The organism is Burkholderia sp. Bp8963, assembly GCF_003854275.1.
In the GTDB taxonomy this organism is placed as follows: domain Bacteria; phylum Pseudomonadota; class Gammaproteobacteria; order Burkholderiales; family Burkholderiaceae; genus Burkholderia.
Genome location: NZ_QTQP01000060.1, coordinates 22124 through 39902 on the forward strand (window position 1 = coordinate 22124; position 17779 = coordinate 39902).

Sequence of the window (17779 nt, forward strand, 5' to 3'; positions counted from 1 at the left end):
GATAGCGGCCTGATCCACGACCTCTCATGACTCGATTACACAGCCCCGGCAGCGAGCGCGAAATCCCACGCAGCCTTAGCCAGCGGTTTAATCAACTTCGTCACCGTATCCGCGTGAGCCGATACAGCGTTGCCTTGCGAAGACCGTTGCGCAACGCCTTGCAGAATCGCAGCGACACGGAACAGGTTGTATGCTTTGTAGAAGTCGAGGTTCCCTTCGATCTTGAATCCCGTACGTTCGCAATAGCGCTCGACGTACTGTTCAAAACCAGGAATGCCCAAGGCCTGCAAGCCTGCACCGTTCAGCGTACCGCGAGCATCGACGCCATGCGGCCTGTACCACTCCATAGTGTGATACATAAGATCGCCCATCGGGTGTCCGATGGTCGACAGTTCCCAATCCAGAACAGCAACTACACGCGGCTCAGTCGGATGGATCAGCAGATTGTGGAAGGAGAAGTCACCGTGAGCAATACACAAGCGTTGATCGTCAGCCGGGACCTGACCAGGCAACCACGCGATCAGCTTATCCATCTCTGGAATGTCTTCCGACTTAGACGCTTCGTACTGGGTCGACCAACGGGAGATCTGGCGCGAGAAGTAATTGCCGGGACGACCGTAGTCCGTCAGACCGATCTTGTTGTAGTCAATCGAGTGCAATCGTGCAAGTGTCTCATTCGCAGAATCGTAGATCGCCGCCCGGTCTTCTCGACTAACGTCTGGCATTTTGCAATCCCAGAAAGTGCGCCCGGCCACGAAGCGCATGACATAGAACATGCTGCCGATAATAGATTCGTCTTCGCAAAGTACCAGCGCTTGAGGAACAGGAATACCGTCTGCGCCAGAAAGCGCTTTAATAATTCGAAACTCTCTGTCCACTGCGTGCGCTGACTTCAGCAGCACACCTTCAGGCTTACGACGTACTACATATTTGCCGCTCGGCGTTTCTAGCAAAAACGTAGGGTTGGACTGCCCGCCCTCGAATTGCTTCACGACCATCGGGCCGCGAAAGCCCGGGATCATGTCACTCAAATACGTAGCAAGGCGCGCTTCATCGAAGCGACTGCCTTCACGAACTGAACCGACTTCACCGATGTAGCGCTTAGGCTCAACAGCTTGCGTTTCCTGGGTACTCAATCTTGTAGCCCTCTATAGCTGTATGAAAACGAGACCCGTAGACCTCGCCTTCGATTATTTCGAGTACGCGAGGATATCGCTGTACTGGCGGCCTTCTTGCTTCTTGAATTCCAGACGAGCAACGGCACGGCAATGCACTTCGTCAGGACCATCGGTAAGACGCACGATACGCGTATTGGCATACATCTCAGCCAAGCCGAAGTCTTGGCTCACACCGCCACCGCCATGAGCTTGAATTGCCATATCGATAATGCGTTCAGCGACTTGCGGAGCGATGACCTTGATCATTGCGATCTCGCCTTGCGCCTCCTTGTTGCCTACAGTGTCCATCATGTGTGCTGTCTTCAAGCACAGCAGGCGAACCATTTCGATATTGATTCGAGCGTGGGCGATACGCTCTTCCCAAACCGAGTGTTCGTGAATGCGCTTGCCGAATGCTTCTCGCGACATCAGACGAATGACCATGCGTTCGAGTGCGACTTCAGCTGAAGCAATCGTGCGCATAGCGTGGTGAATACGACCCGGCCCCAGGCGACCTTGCGCGATTTCAAAACCGCAACCTTCACCCACAAGCATGTTTTCTGCGGGCACCCGAACGTTATCGAGAACGACTTCGAAGTGGCCGTGCGGCGCGTGGTCGTAACCAAACACGTTCAGGTGACGTACGAGGGTCACGCCGGGAGTACCGACTGGCACGAGAATCATCGACTGCTGGCGATATGCCGAAGCCGTAGGGTCCGTCTTGCCCATGACGATGAAGAACCCGCACTTCGGATGTCCAGCGCCCGACGACCACCACTTGCGACCGTTGATCACGTACTCGTCGCCATCGCGCTTGATTTGCGTCTGGATGTTGCGCGCATCCGACGAAGCGACAGCAGGCTCCGTCATCAAGAAAGCCGAACGCGTGAGACCGTCACGCAGCGGAATCATGAATTGTTCCTTTTGCTTCGGCGTCCCATAGCGATGCAAGACTTCAAAGTTGCCCGTGTCCGGGGCCATGCAGTTGAACACCTCCGAAGCAAACGAGACACGCCCCATGAGTTCCGCAATCGGTGCGTACTCTACGTTCGTCAGACCAACGCTCGTGAAGTACTCGTCGTCATGTGCCGAGAGAGGCATGAAGATGTTCCAGAGGCCTGCGGCTTTAGCCTTGGCTTTGAGTTCTTCGAAGATGGCCGGAGTTTCCTTCCAGCGATCCATCTTCGCGTGCTGTTCATGATACGTGGGGATCGCCGGGTAAACGTACTCGTTCATGAAAGCTTCGACACGGCCATACCACTCTTTCGACTTTTTCGATTGTTCGAAATTCATCTAAGACTCCCTAAGACAACATTCATGACATGCACACCCACTGCCTACGACGCGTAAGGGGCGCGCCATCTCGTACTTTCCATTGGCCCGAGAGTACTCGACCGACTGGTCGGGCGTCAACCTTACGTGCGCAAAATTTCTCGAAAAACTGACTATCCTAGGGTTACTAATTAGGGCTCGCCTGGGGTTGACGCCCGACCAGTCGGTCGATAGCATGGACACGCTGTTCTCTGTCGTTTTCGTAGACTTCCACCCGAGTAAACTTCATGGCCGCGAACCCACTGATCGAATCAGAACTGCTGCGTGAAATCGCTCCCTACACGCTGTCGGGCTACCAACTGTTCCGCGACATCATAGAGACCGATGGCGCGATTCCTGCGAAATTCAAGACTCTGTTTGTCGCTGTCGCTGCGATCAACAAGGGCTACATTGACGTTGCTAGGCGTGCGCTCTCTATCGCGCAAGGACTCGGCTTGACAAAAAAAGAAGCAATCTCGGGATTGATTCTCCTGAGTAGCCTTCGCGGTGAAGGTGCGGCGCTCGCATATCAAGGCGTGGTCAACGAGGTGTTTCCGCGCGATCGCCAGAGCCCAGTTGCTGACTATGAGCACCAAGTCGTAGCGCCCGGCGAGGCCGAGGCTGATTTCAAGAAGTACTTCGGTACTATCCCCGACCCGCTGCAGAAGATGCTTGCTTTGTCGCCCAAGGGCGCGGATGCGTACTACCTGATGCGCAAAGGCACGATCTACTGCAACACCATCGAGCCGAAATACGCGGAACTGTGCCTCGTCGCCGTGCTCTCGTCTGACTACAGCCCGATGGTTGCTCGCCATATCGGTGCGGCGCGTGCTGTCCAGGCTACAGATGCTGAACTCGTCGAAGCTATTCTGTGCTCCGTTCCTTCTTCGGGTATCGCTGCAGTAATGGGCGCTGCCGCGTACCTCTGATATACCGCAGGGTCTGCAATGAAAAACAGAAACTGGATACTATCTAACCGTCCACAGGGCGCTATCAAGCCAGGCGACTTGACACGCGAAGACCGAGACATTCCTGTTCCTGGGGACGGTGAAGTACTGGTACGCGTTCTGTATCTTGCTATGGACCCTGCCATTCGCGGATTCATGAATGCGTCGGGCAACTACGCTGCACCGTTGCCGCTGGGAGCGCCCGTGCGCGGAGTCATGCTTGGACAAGTCGTAAGAACGGGACCGCGTGCCGACCTCAGTGAAGGTCAGTTTGTGTGGGGCTTCGGTACCTGGAGCGATTACGTTGTAGCTCCTGCATCACAGTTCTACGCCGTAGAAGCAGACGCTGATTCGGATCTCGCGTCGTTTACGCACGCGCGGGGCACGATTGGCCTGACTGCCTATTACGGCCTTCTTGACGTTGGCGATTTCAAATCCGGAGATGCGGTACTTGTCTCTGGTGCAGCTGGAGCGGTCGGCTCCCTTGTAGGCCAGATCGCAAAGATTAAAGGCGCGTCCCGTGTCGTCGGTATTGCGGGTGGCACAGCTAAATGCCAACGTGCAGTCGATGACTACGGCTACGACGTTTGTATCGACTACCGTTCTTGTAGCGATCTGGACACCGAGCTAGGCACGATTCTCCCTGAGGGGATTGATCTGTTGTTCGAAAATGTAGGCGGCTCGATATTTGAAGCATCGCTTAATCACTTAGCGAGGAATGCGCGGATCGCAATTTGCGGCATGATTAGCCGCTATAACACCGCCAACGTTGAACCGGGGCCTTCGAATCTTTGGAACCTCGTCGTCAAGACTGCGCAAGTCCGCGGCTTCCTCGTCAGCTCTATTCTCGGAGACAGAGCGCGAACGAGCGCGATGTTGAAGTCCATCAATGAATGGATTTCTGACGGCCAGTTGAAATGCGACATTGATATCCGAGAGGGGTTCGAGACTGTACCGGATGTCTACAACTGCCTCTTCACTGGAGCGCATAAAGGCCGCTTGATTGTCAAAGTCGCGGACCCTGTGCGCTAAATCCCCTACTTCCCAAGAACGCTAATGTCCTACGTTTCCTACTCAAAGTCGAACGGTATTGCTGTCGCTACGATCGACAACCCGCCTATCAACGCCTTGAGCATCGGCGTACGTCGCGGCCTCATGGACGCTATCGAACGTGCGCAAGTTGAAGACGACGTACAAGCACTGATCATTGCATGTGCTGGCCGTACATTCGTTGCAGGTGCTGATATCAGCGAGTTTGGCAAGCCGTACGAAGAACCCTCGCTGTACAAGATTCTCGACGCATTGGGCAAGAGTTCCACGCCATCTGTTGCAGCTATTCATGGGACGGCACTGGGCGGCGGTCTCGAACTCGCTCTCTCGTGCACGTGGCGCTTAGCTCAGTTGAATGCCCAGATCGGACAACCCGAAGTGAAACTCGGTTTGATGCCGGGCGGCTACGGTACGCAGTGGTGGCTCCGACTCGCCGGGCCTCAAGTTGCTCTGGACGTTTCGACGTCAGGCAATCCCGTGTCCGCAGAGCGAGCATACGAATGGGGTGTTATCGATTATCTAGTTACTGACCAAGGCGTCGATCTCGTTTCAGCAGCTATAGCCTTCGCACAAGACCTGATTAGCAAGGGCACCCTCGCTCGCGACCTGAGCGCTATCAAAGGCCCTGTTAAAGACGTAGACCTCGCAGTGTTCGAAGCCTATCGCCAAAAGAATAAAAAGAAATGGCACGGTCTCGTCGCTCCGCAGAAGATTGTCGACGTCCTCGAAGCTTCCTGCGCCTTGACCTTTGACCAAGGTTGCGCACTCGAACAAAAAGCATTCCAGGAGTGCGAACACAGCCCTGAAAGCGCGTCCTTGCGTCACCTGTTCTTCGCTGAACGGGAAGCGGGCAAAGTCCCCGGCGCTGACAACGCAACACCGCTGGATATCAAGTCCGTAGCCGTTATCGGTGCAGGCACGATGGGTCAGGGCATTGCGCAAGCCTGTGCGAGCGCTGGCATGTCCGTCGTCCTCGTAGACCGCACGTACGAAGCGCTGGAGCGCGCTATAGTTGCTATTCAAGGCAACTACGAAACCTCAGTCGCCCGCGGTTCAATGGCACGCGCGAAGGCTGATCGTGCATTCAATCTGATTTCAATCTCCAGCGACCTCGTAGCGGCCTCGAAGAGCGATCTCATTATCGAAGCTGTTTTAGAAGACCTCGGCGTAAAGCAGAGTGTCTTCCAGGATCTCGATGCTGTAGCCAAGCCTGAAGCTATCCTGGCGACTAATACGTCAACGCTAGATATCGATCTGATTGCGAATGTGACTCGTCGTCCGCAGCAGGTTGTCGGCATGCACTTCTTCAGCCCTGCCCACGTGATGAAGCTTGTAGAAGTTATCAAGGGCTCGCACACCTCGGATGAAGTGTCTGCAACCATACTCAAAGTCACGAAAGCCTTGCGCAAGACCGCAGTCTTCGCAGGTAACGAAGCTGGGTTTATCGGCAATCGTATCCTCAGTGCCTATGGCCGCGAAGCCGACTATCTTCTCGAAGAAGGCGCAATGCCGTGGCAAATCGACCGCGTACTTAATCAATTCGGTTTCCCTATGGGCCTGTTCGCTATGCGCGACATGGCAGGCTTGGACGTGATCTGGCGCATTCGTCAGGAACAGGAACGGAAAGGCACGCGCCCTGCCTATGAGCGTTATTCCGTGCTCGCTGATCGTATCTGCGAACAAGGTCGATTCGGCCAGAAGACGGGTAGCGGCTATTACAGGTACGAAGGTCGTACAGCTACTCCCTGTCCTGAAATCGAGGCGCTGATCGTCCAAGTTTCGGCCGACGCCGGTATCGAACGCCGTGAGATCTCAGACGAAGCAATCCTGCAACGCATCATGTGCGCTATGGTCAACGAGGGCGCTCGCATCATCGACTCTCGTACAGCACAGCGCGCGGGCGATATCGATATCGTGTACACCAACGGCTATGGCTTCCCGAGCTACCGCGGCGGCCCTATGTTCTGGGCGCAGCAAACGGGGCTCCAGAAGGTCTACGAAAAGGTTCAGGAATATCACAAGCTTTACGGTGATACGTGGAGGCCTGCGCAGTCCCTCGCGGAAGCTGCTAAGGCTAACCGGTGGCCTGTTTCTCAAGCGTAATTGTATTCAATTATTTAACAGGAGATGCAAATCGTGCGTAAAGCTGTAATCGTTTCTGTAGCTCGTACTCCCATCGGCAAGGCCTTCCGTGGCGCGTTCAACGATACGACTGGTCCGGCAATGGGCGGCCATGTCGTAAACGCTGCTGTGCGACGCGCTCTCATCGATGGCGCTGACGTTGACGACGTGATCATGGGCACAGCCCTGCAACAAGGCACTACGGGTTTCAATGTTGCCCGTCAGTCCGCCCTACGTGCTGGCCTGCCCCACTCCGTTGCCGGTATGACGGTTGATCGTCAATGCGGATCCGGACTTATGGCTATCGCGACGGCTGCGAAGCAGATCATGTACGACGGCCAGCAGATCGTCGTTGCCGGTGGCGTCGAGTCCGTGTCGCTGGTTCAAAACGAGCATTTCAACCAGTTCCAGATTTTCGATCCCGAACTGCAAAAGACGGTTCCGCAGGTCTACATGCAGATGCTGGAAACGGCTGAAATCGTGAGCGCTCGCTACGGTATCAGCCGTGAGCGTCAGGATGCGTATGCTCTGCGCTCACAACAACTGACAGCACAAGCACAAGCCGAAGGCCGCTTCGACACTGAAATCGTTCCGATGACGACGCAAATGAAAGTTGTTGACAAGGAAACGAAGGAAGTCAGCTTCAAGACCGTGACTCTCACTAACGACGAAGGCAACCGTCCGAGCACCAAGCTCGAAGACCTGACGAGCCTCAAGCCCGTGTTCCGTGGTGGTCAACAACTCAAGGAAGGCAACTACATCACGGCAGGCAATGCCTCGCAGCTCTCGGATGGTGCGGCGGCATTGGTCGTCATGGAAGCTGCTGAAGCGGCCAGGCGCGGCCTCAAGCCGCTCGGCGCTTACTGTGGTATGGCAGTCGCTGGTTGCAATCCGGATGAAATGGGTATCGGGCCGGTGTTCGCTATCCCCAAGCTTCTCAAGCAACACAACCTCACGGTAAACGATATCGGCCTCTGGGAACTCAACGAAGCGTTCGCATGTCAAGTTCTGCACTGCCAAGACGTCCTGGAGATTCCCGATGATCGCCTGAACGTGAGCGGCGGTGCGATTGCCGTTGGCCACCCCTACGGTATGTCGGGGGCGCGTATGGCCGGTCATATCCTGATAGAAGGCCATCGCCGTGGTGCAGAGTTCGGCATCGTCACGATGTGTATCGGCGGGGGTCAAGGCGCGGCCGCGCTGTTCGAGATTTTCTAATCTCCGTCCAGCATTACTGACGCAAGGGGATGCGGCCCATTTTTAATTTAGAATACCTAACACAATAAGTTTTTAATCTGTCGCCAACATACGTAAAACCAAACAAAGTTGAAAATCATCGGCGGGCCTCCCACCGCCGCCCGAAAGGGCGGCGGGGTTACAATGCGTCTGTCCTCAGAGCCACCGTTGTACTTGTTTCGATGATCAACCGCATAGCTTGGCTCCCAGCGTTGCAAGACCAAGTAGCGTACTCCATCGAAACACGAAGGCAACGACCGAAAGCACACGCGGCGCTTCCGTAGATGAGAGTGAACTAAACCGTCGGAGATCAATTCACACCGCTCGGCGCGCACTCGGCGAGTTTGCAGTTGCCGAAGTCGTGGTCAACACGGCGAGTTTCTCGTAGGCCGGAATAAATCCGTCCCCCCCTCCCTACTCGCCACAAGGCAAGGCGCGATCGCGTTGACACTTTCATTTCCACTTTAACCGTAATGAAAGTGTCAATCCGAATAGGGAGCGTTAAAAACCTTGGGGTTGTAACTCCGAGGCTAGGGGTAATCGAATGAAAGGGACTTCCCCGTCCCGAGGCAGCCCCAGCGACGCTGAGCACTGACGCGGCGGCCAACCGCCGGAGAAAAGTTTTCATCGTTGCTCTCCGTATCGGTGATAGCCTGAATGCAGTCCTCGCTTTTGCGGATCAACGGCGACGGTCTCGGCACAATTGGACGCCCCGCTGAGTTCGGATTGACGCCGTGGAAAGTGACCCATCATGGGAAGACGCGTTCCAACATCAGCGTGGAGGAATTTGTCGAGTGAATACGACCTATGAGCTAGTTGGTGCGCCGACGGGCAACTGCATCCGTGCCGCCATCGCATTGGAGGAAGCCGGGCTGCCGTACACGGTGCGATTCGTTGATCTCGCCGCTGGCGAACACATGGTGCCGTCGCATCTCGCCCTCAATCCTGCGGGTAAGGTCCCGGTTCTTGTCGAGCGGGAAGCCGACCAACCTCCATTCGTCCTCACGCAGTCGAACGCCATCGTTTTCTACGCGGCGGAAAAATCGCCGGGTTGCCTGCTGCCCGTAAACGCATGGGCCCGTGCGGTGGCTTACGAGCGATTTTTCTTCTTCCTGACGGAAGTGATCGCACCCGGCCATGCTGCCTTTTCCCTCAATCGCGCCGGCGCGAGCGACGGCCAGGAATGGCTCACCAAAAGCATGCTCGCGGCGCTCGCAACTGCGGAGCGTTATCTCGACAAGCACGCGTACATGGCCGGAGACGCGTTCTCGATTGCCGACATTGCGGCGTTCACGATCACCCGATCCGTCCATGTGGATCTTCCGTGGCCGACGCTGCCCGCATTGTGCCGCAGGTATGAACTGGTCGAGGCAAGGCCGGGCGTCGTGCGCGGCTTGCACGCATTCGATATCGCGCCGTCACCGCGTTGATGCGCAGGAATGCGTTTCCCGGACGAAGGGTGTCCTGGTGCCGTGGATACGGGGGCGATGTCCTGGGCGAGGCGCCGCGCCTGCGGCCACCTGAACGTCGCGATCGAGGCGTTCATGCTGCCGCGCCTCGATCGCTTCGGGTTCAGGAAGTGCGCCTGCCGAGTGCCGTCGCTTACCGCGCGCGCCACGACGTTCGGGCTTGCGCACGATGCGGCTACGCGACCGTGCTTACACTCTCCTCATGGGGGGCCAGCGCTTTCCCGGCATCAGGCCTGATCTTGAACCAGATGGCGTACATCGCGGGCAGGAACACGAGCGTCATGATCGTTCCCGCGAAGGTTCCGCCAATCAGGGTATAGGCCAACGTGCCCCAGAACACGGAATGCGTGAGCGGGATGAAGGCGAGCATCGCCGCAAGCGCAGTCAATATGACAGGTCTGGACCGCTGGATGGTCGCCTCCACCACCGCATGGTAAGGCGTCATCCCTTCCCGCGTGTTCTGCTCAATCTGACCGATCAGGATCAGCGTGTTGCGCATCAATATGCCTGAGAGCGCAATGAGCCCCACCAGCGCGTTGATCCCGAATGGCTGATTGAACAGCAACAGCGTCGGAACGACCCCGATCAACCCGAGCGGGCTGGTCGCAAAGACCATCATGGTGGCGGAGATGGACCGCGTCTGGAAGATGATGATCAGCAGCGTGAGTGCGATCATGATCGGAAATAGCGGCACGAGCGCCTTGGTCGCCTTGCCGGCTTCTTCAATCGCCCCTGCCTCCTCGATCCGGTAACCGTCCGGCAGCTGGGCAATGACCGGCTGCAGCTTTGCCAGCATGGCCGTCGATACATCAGGCGGCTGCAGGCCCTCGGCAATGTCGCCGCGGACGGTGATCGTCGGCGTGCGATCGCGCCGGCGAAGGATCGGATCTTCCATCCGGATATCGACTTTGCCCACCTGCGACAGCGGCACACGCTGGCCAGCCGCGCCGACCAGGGTGAACCCGTTGATCCGTTCCGGATCGAGGCGGACGTCGCCGGCCGACCTCGCGACGACCTCGACAGAACGAATGTCCTCGCGCACGTGCGTGACGGGTATCCCGGTCAGCAGGAACTGCAACTGTTGAGCGACCGCACTGGACGTCAATCCGACAGCCCCAAGCCGATCCTGGTCCAGCGTGAAGTGCAAGGTGGGTACAATGGGGCCCCAGTCGGTATTGACCGTTCGCATCTTCGGGCTGGCACGCATGACGCCCTCGACCTGCGCGGCGATGGCGCGCAACTTTTGGGGGTCCGGGCCCATGACGCGGAACGCAACCGGATACGGCGAATAAGGACCGAACACGAGCTGGGTGACGCGAACCTGCGCGCCAGGCACCAAACCCTCCGCAATGGCCTTGCGCAGACGGAATTTGAGCGCCTCCCGCTGCTTCTCGTCATTCGTGCGTATCACGATTTTCGCGAAGGACGGATCCGGAAGTTCCGGAGACATCGCCAGATAGAAGCGCGGGGCGCCCTGCCCGATGTACGACGTCACGATTTTTGCTTCGGGTTGCTTTGCGAGCCAGGCCTCGACCTTTTTCGTTGACGCGGACGTTTGTTCGATGGACGTGCCGTAGGGCATCTGGACTTCCACGAGGACTTCCGGGCGATCGGAGGTCGGGAAGAACTGTTTCTTCACTACGCTCATGCCCATGACTGCGACCACGAACGACCCGATCACGATGCCTGCGACCATCCACTTGCGCTGAACGACGCGTACCAGGAACTGACGAAACCGCTGGTAGTTCGGGGTGTTATAGATCGCCTCATGTCCGCCCTCGATCTTTGGAATATCGGGCAGCAGCTTGACGCCCAGATACGGCGTGAAGACGACCGCAACGATCCATGAGGTGATCAGCGCGATGCCGACGATCCAGAACATGTTGCTGGTGTACTCGCCGGCGGTCGAACGGGCGAAGCCATTCGGCATGAAGCCGACTACCGTGACCAATGTGCCCGACAGCATCGGCGCGGCTGTGTGGCTCCATGCGTAAGCCGATGCCTGCACCCGGCTGTAGCCTTCCTCCATTTTCACGACCATCATCTCGATGGCGATGATGGCATCATCGACAAGCAGCCCGAGCGCGAGGATCAGCGAGCCGAGTGTAATGCGGTCGAAATTCTTGCCTGTCGCAGCCATGACGACGAAGACGCCCGCGAGTGTCAGCGGCACCGCTGCCGACACCACGATGCCGACGCGCCACCCCATGCTGGCGAAGCTCACGACCATCACGACGAGCAGTGCGACAAAGAACTTGACCATGAACTCGTCGATCGCCGAATGGATATTGACGGCCTGGTCGGTCACCTTGGTGAGACTCATGCCCAGCGGCAGCCCGGTGTTGATCGACGCCACCTCCTTGTCGAGCGCCTGACCCAGATTCAGTCCATTCCAGCCGTCTCGCATGACGACGCCAAGGAGCAAAGCCGGCTCGCCGTTGCTGCGAATTTCGAAGGTGGCCGGATCTTCATAGCCGCGCTCGACAGTGGCCACGTCCGAGAGCTTGAGCGTCCTGCCCTGAACGACGATCGGGGTGTTCCGGATTTTCTGCAGCTTGTCGAAGGCGCCCTCGACGCGAATGAAAACCTGCGCCCCAGCCGTATCAATCGATCCTGCCGGTGTCAGGACGTTCTGGCTGTTCAGCGCCGCGAAGATATCCTGCGGCGTCACGCCAAGCGTCGCGAGACGGTCGTGCGAAAACGAGATGTAGATGCGTTCCGCCTGCTCGCCGACGATGTTGATCTTCTTGACCCCCGGCACGTGGAGGAATCGCTGACGAAGATCCTCGGCGTCACGCACGAGAAACCGCTCCGGTTGCCCTTTCGCCTTCAGCGCAAACAGCGCAAACGTTACGTCGGAGTACTCATCATTAACGAGCGGACCAATCACGCCGGGTGGCAGATTGGCAGCTTCATCGGAGAGCTTTTTGCGGGCCTGATAGAACTGCTCGGGAACCTCGGCAGGCGGTGTGCTATCCAGGAACGTCACCGTGGTGAATGCCAGTCCAGGACGCGTATACGTTTCGGTGCGGTCGTACCAGCGCAGCTCCTGCATGCGCTTTTCAAGCGGTTCCGCGACCTGATCCTGCATTTCCTGCGCAGTGGCGCCGGGCCATGCCGTGATGACCGTCATCGACTTGACGGTAAAGGGCGGATCTTCCGCGCGTCCAAGTTTGAAGAAGGCGACAATTCCCGCAACGGAAATCAGGATGATCAGAAAGAGGGTGACAGAGCGCTCGCGAACGGCGAGGGCCGAGAGGTTGAAGCCGTTCATTGCGCGTCTCCTTCGCGCGTGACCGAAGCCGTCGCCATAGCGTCATCAGCAACGCGCACCTTTTCGCCATCGTGAATCAGCTGGGCACCAAGCGCGACCACCCGCTCGCCTTCGTGGAGATCGCCGGTGACCGTCGCCGTCTCGTTGCCCAGTGCCGCGACGTGAACCTTATGCCAGGACGCATGCGCGGGCGATCCTTCAATCGTCCAGACGCCCGTGCCGGTTCCCGGATCAAACAACGCGCCCGCCGGAACTTCCAGCGCGACAGCCCGCTGCCCGCCGTCGCCTGGGAGGTTGACAGTCACGGTGGCGCCCAGCGGAGCGTCGGAAAGCGCGCCGCCAAGGACATACCGCGCCTCGTAAGTGCGTGTCAGGCGATCGGCGGAGTCCGATAGCTGCCGCAAGGTGGCGGGAACGTTTTTGCTGCTGGCGCCGTAGAGCGTCGCCTGCGCAACCGAACCCGGATCGGGACGAAGTGTTTCGGGAAGCTGAACAACGGCTTCGCGCGGCCCTGCGTGCGCAAGACGCACGACAATCTGGCCTGCGCCGACGACCTGGCCTGGCTCAGCCAGGGTTTCGACAACCACGCCATCCGCATCCGCCACGAGCACGGCGTAGCCGGATGCGTTGTTCGCGAGTTCGGCCTGCGCCTTTGCCGCAACAAGCTGGGACCTCGCCGAATCGGCGGCCGCCTTGAGCTGCTCATACGTCGATGCCGACACTGCACCTGCCGCCACGAGATCGCGGTACCGGGCCTCATCGTCGGCCGTCTGCGTGGCTCGAGCCTGCGCGGCGTCGACCAGCTGTTGTTGCGAGCGCGCCTGCAACCCCAGATCGATCGGGTCGATGCGCATCAAAGGCTGACCGCGCTTGACCGTTTGCCCCGCGTCAACCAGACGCTCGATGATTTTCCCCTGAACACGGAATCCGAGATCGCTTTGAACGCGGGCGCCAACCACACCCGTGAACGCGCGACTCGCGCCCGGGGCACTATGGACAACGCTCGTACGTACAAGCGCGGTCTCGGTACGCGGATCGGGGGCGTGCCTGTCGCCGCATCCCGCGAGGGCGAGCGACGCCAGGCTCAATGTGTAGAGGAAGTAACGGTGCCGGAACATGAGGTCGCTCCTTGCGACGGGTAGGAGGCCTCATTCTGATGCTAGTGACCAAATCAGTCAACAGTCACAACAGAAAATTTATGGGGCCAAGCTTCTGAGCACCAGGCTTGCGAGCTGGGCCGTCGCTTCGTCAGCCGCGTCGAGGTTGTGTTGAAGGAGCAGCGGACTGAAATACGGCTTCATGACGAGGAAGATGGCGTTCACGGTCTCGTCCAGGGGCGTCTTGCGCTCGAATTCCCCGGTTTCGCGCCCGAGAACCACGATATCGGACAGCAGTTTGCGGATCTGCGCCTCGTAGCCCGCTACTGACGGCCACGGCGAGCCAGCTGCAACGGCGGCAATATCGTAGAGCTTGCGATCCTGGAAGAAGAGCGCGCTCCCGGAGGCGAGTAAGCCCTTGAACATACGGCGGAATTTCTCGGTTGCGCTATGGGCGTCATTTACCGTTTCGTTCACAGCCTCGATGATGGCGGCCAGGCGGTTCGCACAGATCACCTCACCTATGGCCTGCTTTGAGTCAAAAAATTTGTAGATGTAGGCCTTCGAAAAACCGATCTCCTTTGCAAGGTCGGAGACGGTCGTCTTTTCGTAGCCGTACCGCGTGAAATATTCGGTCGCTGCATCGACGATCTGGGCGCGAACCTCATGGTCCGAGGGACCACGGGACGGCTGGGCGGATGGAATGGGCTTGTTCATGGTTCAAGCTTAACTTCTCAGAGAGCGGTTGACAACCAGTGACCATATTGTATATTAGTCACCATCTTATCTCTCGTCGAGACCACCATGCTTTCGCATCGACCACTTCTTCTCCTGCTGAGTGCCGCTGTTCTTTCGGCGTGCACGGTGGGCCCTGACTACCGGCAGCCGTCTGCCCCCCTTCCGCAAAGCTACATGACACGGCCGGTGGCGGGGACAGGAGCAGTGGTCTCCCCAGCGAATCTGTCGGTCTGGTGGGAAGGATTCAACGACCCCCTCCTGACCCGTTATGTTTCTCTCGCGCTCGCCCAGAACCTGGACCTCGCCCAGGCCGTCGCGCGAATCGACCAGGCTCGGGCGCGCCTCGGTACCGCTGACGCGGCGTTGCTGCCTTCGGCCACTGTTTCGGGTTCGGCGACCAGAGCCTACCAGTCGGTCGATACGCCGGTCGGCCAGATACTCAACGCGCAGCCCGGTTTCAAGCGTTGGGGCAGTGAGTATGAAGTCAACCTGGAAGCAGGTTGGGAGATCGACATTTTCGGCGGACTACGCAGGCAGCGCGAAGCTGCGCTCGCAGACTATTCGGCTACCCAGGCGGCAGCGGTTGCCACCCGACTTGCCGTTGCAGCACAGACAGCGGATATCTACGTCACGATACGAGGGCTTCAGACGCGTCTGGATATTGCAAACCAGCAGGTGAAAACGCAGGAACAACTGCTCGCCGACGTGAAGCTCCTTTACTCGAAGGGCGCTGCTGCCGACTATCAGGTCGAGCAGGCGCAAGGGACGCTCGACCAGGTTCAGGCAACGGTGCCAGTGCTCAATGCGGGCCTGGATGCGGCATTGAACTCCCTTGACGTCATGCTGGGCTCCCCTCCGGGTACGCACCGGACAGAGCTTGCAGACGCGCGTTCAATCCCCGCTGCGCCTTCCATTTCGGACATGGGAACACCTGCAGATCTGCTGCAACGGCGCCCCGATCTGATCGCCGCAGAACGTCATCTTGCAGCATCCAACGCCCGCATCGGCGCGGCAATCAGCGAGTACTACCCGACCGTGTCGCTGAACGCATTCCTGGGCAGCGCGACCGCGGCGGCGACCGGCACAATGTTTACCGGCGGCGCCAGCCAGATGGCAGGCCTCGTCGGGTTGCGCTGGCGCCTGTTTGACTTCGGGCGTATCAATGCCGACGTCAACGAGGCGAAAGGCGTGGACGCGGAAGCGCTTGCGGCGTATCGCCAGACGGCACTTCGCGCCACCGAGGATGTCGAGAATTCGCTGTCGTCGCTCGTGAACCGGGAAGCTCAGGCCGCCACCCTGTCGCACGCAGAAGCATCACTGTCGAAGGCAAGGGATTCCTCGATGGCGGCGTATCGCGGCGGCGCCGCGAGTTTTATCGATGTGCTGCACGCCGATGAAACGCTGCTGCAGGCTTCGGACGCGAGAGCGCAGGCGCAGACGGAATCCGCGCGCGCAGCGATTGCGGCGTTCAAGGCACTCGGTGGCGGCTGGAATCCGGAAACGCTTCAAACGCAGAAGCCCTCAACCGCACATTCAGGCGCACAAATTGCAGCGGCGAGCGCCCCATGAGTCGTACCGGAGCGCGGGCTGTCTACTGATTAATGATGGGCGGTGTATCGGACCCGCCGCTCCAGCAAGCAATACGGGTCCGCGCGAACGGTTGCACCGATACGAGGCGCACAATCTGGGACAGGCAAGCGCGATCCTGCACCATTTCGGCCGTCCATCCGGCCGTATTTCAGGATTGCCGACCCAGAGCAAGACATCCGGCGCCTCCGGTTCGGCCGTGCCGAACGCTTCGCCGCGGTCCAATCCCAGCAAGCGGACTACTGTATCATCCGCAGCCGCCTCCACAGTCAGCGGCTAGCGGCAGATCAACGCGCGGTGCGCCGTGAAACACGCGGAACGGGTCCGGCTGAGTTGCCCAGTTGAGGCGCCGCGGGCCAGGCGCGTAGAAGTTGATGCGGTGCTTGCTGCGCTCGTGATATTCAAGCAGCGCGTGCCTTGACCTGTCCATGAGGTGTCAAAGACGTGGGGACCTCTATAATCAAAAGGCACCGGAACACTTTCGCCACTCGACGGGAGGTTGTTCGCCCCGGTGTCGCCGCATTGCCCTACAGCGGGTCAATTTCCTGTACGGAGGTATGCCATGACCACGTACGTCATCCTCAGCCGTCTGTCTCCTGATGCATTCAAGGATCCCAAAGACTTGAAACAACTCGCCGCCACCGTGGCCGAGAAAATCAAGGCTGAATGCCCAGCTGTCACCTGGAAAGACAGCTATCTGACGCTCGGGCGCTTCGATGTGCTGGACGTCGTCGAGTCTGACGATCTGAAACAGCTCGAGCGCGCGGCGCTGATCATCCGCGCGTACGGACACGCCACGACCGAGACCTTGCAAGCCACGCCGCGGAAAGAGTTCATCGCGACGCTGTAACCGGTCGCGCCGGTGATGGACGGGCTCCTCGCACATGGCGGATGCGGCTTGCCTACATTCCGAATCACGCCACATCGAATGCGCCTAGCACGTGACGTGCAGGATCGCATTCGTCCGCTCGGCATGTTCCTTTAGTCTGGCGATGGCTTCTTGGGTGGGGAGGATCACGAGTTCCACGTGCCGACGCTCGGCCTCGTGCTTGACCTCGTCCATCACCGGCAACGCTCCAGTGCCGGTGCCAATCACCAGGCACCGACAATTCCAGGGAATGGCCTCGGCCGTAGATAGCGGTGTGTGTCCGAAGACCTCGCGGAATGGCTTGGATGGTTTCTTTTTGCGTTTGCGAACCTGTCCGCGGTCGATCACCACGTCATGCTCGTATGTGACGCCATTGATTCGGATGGAGCCAAAGGAAAACGCTTCGAAGTCCATACCCATCTCCTCGGCTTTGTGTGGGTTACCACACGCTACGCCAAGGCCCGAAAGAACGCTCGTCCAACAAAACAATTATAGGTTCGGCGACGCTGCCGGCCGCACGGCAGATGCCGATAAACGCGCTCGGCAACGCGGCACGTGAGGCACTGCGCCTCGCCGATGTGCTCGGCGAGATGCTGGCGGGCGCTCGCGCAGTCCTGGTGGAGGGCGACCGGAAGCTGATTGCGGAGACCCGCAGCCGAACGACGGAAGTCATTCTGTCTTAAGCCTTGCGGTTATATAGAACGGGAGAGTTATGCGATCTTCGCAGTGCGGCGGGCACCGGTTTGCTTCACTTCACTGCTGCGAAGGCGTCCCGGATCTGCTGCGACCGCTTGACCCATGTCGTTATACAGAAGTGTCGGCGTCACCGTCATCGCGTAATAAGCGCATGGTTTCCGCGGCGATATGAACTTTCGTAAGTCCCTTCCAGATGGTCTCCGCGCCGGGTTCGCCGTCGCTCTTGCG

14 protein-coding genes are annotated in these 17779 nt (G+C 58.7%); 8 read left to right on the forward strand and 6 right to left on the reverse strand.

The window, feature by feature from the left end:
• Nucleotides 1-35 precede the first annotated feature (35 nt).
• Both DID96_RS32225 and DID96_RS32230 read right to left on the reverse strand, forming a co-directional pair.
• A complete protein-coding gene (locus tag DID96_RS32225) occupies nt 36-1136 on the reverse strand; it encodes a phosphotransferase family protein (RefSeq protein ID WP_124603258.1) in 1101 nt (366 codons plus the stop codon).
• A 54-nt stretch (nt 1137-1190) separates the two neighbouring features.
• On the reverse strand, nt 1191-2450 hold the full coding sequence (locus tag DID96_RS32230; RefSeq protein ID WP_124603259.1) for an acyl-CoA dehydrogenase family protein: 1260 nt from the start codon (nt 2448-2450) through the stop codon (nt 1191-1193).
• 266 nt (nt 2451-2716) lie between these two features.
• On the opposite strand from DID96_RS32230, the gene DID96_RS32235 reads away from it, so the two are divergent.
• From DID96_RS32235 to DID96_RS32255, 5 genes are all read left to right on the forward strand, one after another.
• A complete protein-coding gene (locus tag DID96_RS32235; protein ID WP_124603260.1) occupies nt 2717-3397 on the forward strand; it encodes a carboxymuconolactone decarboxylase family protein in 681 nt (226 codons plus the stop codon).
• 18 nt (nt 3398-3415) lie between these two features.
• The gene (locus DID96_RS32240; RefSeq protein ID WP_124603261.1) at nt 3416-4447 is read left to right on the forward strand and encodes an NADP-dependent oxidoreductase; all 1032 of its coding nucleotides are present in this window, start codon (nt 3416-3418) and stop codon (nt 4445-4447) included.
• Nucleotides 4448-4471: 24 nt separating this feature from the next.
• Entirely contained in the window at nt 4472-6568 is a 2097-nt protein-coding gene (locus DID96_RS32245; RefSeq protein WP_124603262.1) for a 3-hydroxyacyl-CoA dehydrogenase NAD-binding domain-containing protein, read from the forward strand.
• A gap of 33 nt (nt 6569-6601) precedes the next feature.
• Nucleotides 6602-7804, forward strand: coding sequence for an acetyl-CoA C-acyltransferase (locus DID96_RS32250; RefSeq protein WP_124603263.1), 1203 nt, complete (start codon nt 6602-6604; stop codon nt 7802-7804).
• 812 nt (nt 7805-8616) lie between these two features.
• A complete protein-coding gene (locus DID96_RS32255; RefSeq protein ID WP_124603264.1) occupies nt 8617-9252 on the forward strand; it encodes a glutathione S-transferase family protein in 636 nt (211 codons plus the stop codon).
• A 214-nt stretch (nt 9253-9466) separates the two neighbouring features.
• Here DID96_RS32255 and DID96_RS32260 read toward each other — a convergent pair whose 3' ends face one another.
• The 3 genes from DID96_RS32260 to DID96_RS32270 all read right to left on the reverse strand — a co-directional run bounded on the left by DID96_RS32260 (nt 9467) and on the right by DID96_RS32270 (nt 14379).
• On the reverse strand, nt 9467-12565 hold the full coding sequence (locus tag DID96_RS32260) for an efflux RND transporter permease subunit (protein WP_124603265.1): 3099 nt from the start codon (nt 12563-12565) through the stop codon (nt 9467-9469).
• On the reverse strand, nt 12562-13683 hold the full coding sequence (locus DID96_RS32265; protein ID WP_124603266.1) for an efflux RND transporter periplasmic adaptor subunit: 1122 nt from the start codon (nt 13681-13683) through the stop codon (nt 12562-12564). Before DID96_RS32265 ends, DID96_RS32260 begins: the two co-directional genes overlap by 4 nt.
• Before the next feature lie 78 nt (nt 13684-13761).
• Nucleotides 13762-14379, reverse strand: coding sequence for a TetR/AcrR family transcriptional regulator (locus tag DID96_RS32270; protein WP_124603267.1), 618 nt, complete (start codon nt 14377-14379; stop codon nt 13762-13764).
• Between the two features lie 87 nt (nt 14380-14466).
• Here DID96_RS32270 and DID96_RS32275 point away from each other — a divergent pair, with 87 nt between their 5' ends.
• Nucleotides 14467-15969: an efflux transporter outer membrane subunit gene (locus tag DID96_RS32275; protein WP_124603268.1), complete on the forward strand. Its 1503-nt coding sequence runs from the start codon at nt 14467-14469 to the stop codon at nt 15967-15969.
• Between the two features lie 580 nt (nt 15970-16549).
• The gene (locus DID96_RS32285; RefSeq protein ID WP_124603269.1) at nt 16550-16837 is read left to right on the forward strand and encodes a GYD domain-containing protein; all 288 of its coding nucleotides are present in this window, start codon (nt 16550-16552) and stop codon (nt 16835-16837) included.
• Nucleotides 16838-16921: 84 nt separating this feature from the next.
• Here the strand turns inward: DID96_RS32285 and DID96_RS32290 are convergent, their stop codons facing one another.
• Nucleotides 16922-17269, reverse strand: a complete 348-nt coding sequence (locus DID96_RS32290) for an MTH938/NDUFAF3 family protein (RefSeq protein WP_124603270.1) — start codon at nt 17267-17269, stop codon at nt 16922-16924.
• Between the two features lie 20 nt (nt 17270-17289).
• Here DID96_RS32290 and DID96_RS32295 point away from each other — a divergent pair, with 20 nt between their 5' ends.
• The gene (locus tag DID96_RS32295) at nt 17290-17538 is read left to right on the forward strand and encodes a hypothetical protein (RefSeq protein ID WP_124603271.1); all 249 of its coding nucleotides are present in this window, start codon (nt 17290-17292) and stop codon (nt 17536-17538) included.
• Nucleotides 17539-17779 lie beyond the last annotated feature (241 nt).

Coding starts and splice junctions, on each gene's coding strand:
- DID96_RS32240 (WP_124603261.1), top strand. CDS start 3,416: ATGAAAAACAGAAACTGGATACTATCTAACCGTCCACAGGGCGCTATC.
- DID96_RS32260 (WP_124603265.1), bottom strand. CDS start 12,565: ATGAACGGCTTCAACCTCTCGGCCCTCGCCGTTCGCGAGCGCTCTGTC.
- DID96_RS32285 (WP_124603269.1), top strand. CDS start 16,550: ATGACCACGTACGTCATCCTCAGCCGTCTGTCTCCTGATGCATTCAAG.
- DID96_RS32230 (WP_124603259.1), bottom strand. CDS start 2,450: ATGAATTTCGAACAATCGAAAAAGTCGAAAGAGTGGTATGGCCGTGTC.
- DID96_RS32290 (WP_124603270.1), bottom strand. CDS start 17,269: ATGGACTTCGAAGCGTTTTCCTTTGGCTCCATCCGAATCAATGGCGTC.
- DID96_RS32235 (WP_124603260.1), top strand. CDS start 2,717: ATGGCCGCGAACCCACTGATCGAATCAGAACTGCTGCGTGAAATCGCT.
- DID96_RS32270 (WP_124603267.1), bottom strand. CDS start 14,379: ATGAACAAGCCCATTCCATCCGCCCAGCCGTCCCGTGGTCCCTCGGAC.
- DID96_RS32265 (WP_124603266.1), bottom strand. CDS start 13,683: ATGTTCCGGCACCGTTACTTCCTCTACACATTGAGCCTGGCGTCGCTC.
- DID96_RS32275 (WP_124603268.1), top strand. CDS start 14,467: ATGCTTTCGCATCGACCACTTCTTCTCCTGCTGAGTGCCGCTGTTCTT.
- DID96_RS32245 (WP_124603262.1), top strand. CDS start 4,472: ATGTCCTACGTTTCCTACTCAAAGTCGAACGGTATTGCTGTCGCTACG.